Annotated in this window: 3 pseudogenes; 1 reads left to right on the top strand and 2 read right to left on the bottom strand. The window is 39.2% G+C overall.

Going from position 1 to position 1706, the window contains the following annotated elements:
* Positions 1–130 precede the first annotated feature (130 nt).
* A pseudogene (locus ACUU1I_RS20465) lies at positions 131–485 on the top strand (DDE-type integrase/transposase/recombinase); the annotation flags it as partial.
* 121 nt (positions 486–606) lie between these two features.
* Here ACUU1I_RS20465 and ACUU1I_RS20460 read toward each other — a convergent pair.
* A pseudogene (locus ACUU1I_RS20460) lies at positions 607–943 on the bottom strand (hypothetical protein).
* A 633-nt stretch (positions 944–1576) separates the two neighbouring features.
* Positions 1577–1706 (bottom strand): annotated as a pseudogene (locus ACUU1I_RS20455) (hypothetical protein); the annotation flags it as partial.

Genomic DNA, 1706 nt, shown 5'->3' with positions numbered 1-1706 from the left:
CTTTAATGTGTGTCATACACTCAGTGGCGTAATCGTTGACAATATGGTGCATGTAATCGTAAGCGTCCAGCGAAATCCATCTGGTCATAATCTGAAGCATCCGACAAAGTGGTGTCCACCAAATAAGTGATCTGCGCCCAATATCCTGAGCCGGAACTTTGACAAAGGCCAACGAAAAATGGGAGCGGATGTTACAGAGTTCTCGGTACAGGGGAAAAGTGGTACCTGTCGCCAGTTCTCCGATCTGTTTAACCGGGAAATTATCTCCTACAGCTTGTCAGAAAGGTCGGTGATGGAGCATCGTTAATACGATGCATTCACAGTGCCCGGCCAGAGGATGCCCCGTCGCTGCATATGGATCAGGGTTGGCAATATCGAATCGCAGGCTATAGGCAAAGTTAAAGCCCCATGGAGTAGCACAAAATATGCCGCACAAAGGAAACGGTCTGAATAACGCAGTGATGAAGAACTTCTTCAGCACACTGCTAAAACGCATAGTGATCGAGCGCTGATTCTGGCGAACAACTGAACTAATACATCAGAATCTGCATTATGTTAAATAAATATGAAAAGATGGTTTAAATACCCCGTTACTTTTGACTTACACTATACGGTATCGCATCGTTTAATATTCGCACCGGCCAGATTTTTATTTCTATTAGTTGTCACAATACTGAATGCGTACGACCACAGTATTCTGGCTCCTGTGTGGTTATGCTTTAATTCTGCGTTCCGGGCAGATAAGCAGTTGCTTGCAGGAATCCTTCTTGTGTTAATGTCAGTTCCCCTTTTTACCAGTGCTGATTTCCACATTCCGTCCAACAGAGCTTATAGCCTTTCCCTGGATTATAGCATTGTCCGGCTGAAGTTCTTTTTGAATAATAATAGAAGCACTGCTGGCAGATCCAGTCCGTTTTTCATAACCCACTGTACTGATAACCATAATCTAATCAGTAGAAATTGAGTCGAAAATAAGCACTACTCCATACAGGATAATTAGAGGTCAGTTTGATTATTCACAATTCATCATCAGCATTTTCTATTTCTGACGAAATCAACATGAAAATAACCATATATGATAATTATTATAATAACGGCTTTAATTGGAATACATATATTACAACGTATTATATATAATTGGTATTCTGGGAACTATATTCTCAAAATACAGTAGAAACGAGGTATGTTTCTGGTGGAAAGGACAGTGGGATTAAAAAGTAAGAATTGATAAAAAAAACGCCAGCAACACATAGTGCCGGCGGAGGGAATACCCCATGGAGAAAATGTGATGCCTAGAGCATCATGAATATATAATTAAAAATAGTTAGCGTTGTCAATACTTTCACAAAAATAATTTTCGTAGTATAGAAAGATATTTTTATGCATGACCTACCTGAATTTGCTCCGGGTAGAGGTTATAAATAAAAATTGAATCACGACAAACACAATATTCATAGTATGGCGATGCCTACGCCAGCAAGAATAGCGCCAATAATATTGGGAATATAATAGACACCAGACGCACAGGCATCTCACTCCTTAACAAACAATAATCAGGATATTTACTTTTACCCAGCTAACTGTTTACACCCAAAGTGCACACAATTAACCATTCAATAACAAATGGCAATATCCATAGCCATACGACTTTACCTTGTAATGTTCGGTATTTCTTTATAATTATTCTGGGAAATCTATCATTTATT

It is taken from the genome of Shigella sp. SIG3 (genome assembly GCF_053555855.1).
Note: the sequence above shows the minus strand (reverse complement) of the source record. Positions and strands in the feature narration are given on the sequence as shown.